Source organism: Yersinia sp. 2542 StPb PI (genome assembly GCF_048593855.1).
GTDB lineage: Bacteria > Pseudomonadota > Gammaproteobacteria > Enterobacterales > Enterobacteriaceae > Yersinia > Yersinia enterocolitica_E.
Genome location: NZ_JAZGQA010000429.1, coordinates 1 through 939 on the forward strand (window position 1 = coordinate 1; position 939 = coordinate 939).

Below are 939 nucleotides of genomic sequence, written 5' to 3' on the forward strand. Positions count from 1 at the left end.
CTCTGTGGCAATTCGTTATTATTCATTTTATTTCCTTATATTTAAATGATCAAATCTCGCTATCTATATCCAATTTTTACACTTGAACCATTTTCTTAATTATCTCACTAAATGAATATTTCCGTCATTCCAAGTACCTACGAGATAACTATTCCCGTGTTTCGCTAATGCAACTGCGCCACTAAAATTATCATCCAATAGTTCGGTTTTTCCCGAAATGACATTGACACGTTTAACAGCATCCGCACCATTATCGATAGCGACAATAACGTCATCCGACTCAGCAACAATACCCACACCGGGGCGAATAAAGTCATGACCTAACTCCCGCTTATCGCCCGCTTTATTGATATGAGTTAACCGACCGCTATATTGGGTCACGACTAAACTTCCATCGTTGAGTTCAACAACCCCCACAGGAAGATTTAACCCTGTAACAAGAGTTATTACACTGCCTGTATCTAGATTAAGTGAAGATATATCACCGGATGACCGATTCGTAATCAATAAATTACCCGACTTAGAAAATGCAATCCCTGTTGGGGTTCGGTAACCTGTCGATATCTTCTGCTGAACGCCCTCGGGACTAATTTTTAGAATGTAGTTGTCAGAATATGAGGACACATAGACATCGCCATTCTGATTAATGGTAATGCCCGCAGGAGATGATATATTATCTGCGACAACTTCCTTTTTACCATTAGTATTTATTTTAGTGATCGAGCCAGCGGACCAATTAGTTACATACACAACGCCTTGTTGGTTGACAGCAATCCCTGTAGGTGCATTAAATCCCGTATAAATAATTGATGAATCAGCCATAAGTCCCTCATTAAAAAAAACAGCAGACAGTAGAAATAAAAAAACACTTAATTTTTTCATAAAAAATTCCTTATTAGCATTCTTTAATAACCAATAGTTGCGCCACCATCGATATTC

At 38.1% G+C, this 939-nt stretch carries 1 protein-coding gene; it reads right to left on the reverse strand.

Annotated elements, in window-relative coordinates; genetic code table 11:
- Positions 1-99: 99 nt before the first annotated feature.
- A partial coding sequence (locus V1952_RS22095) for a virginiamycin B lyase family protein (protein WP_420075581.1) occupies positions 100-939 on the reverse strand: 840 nt, incomplete at its 5' end.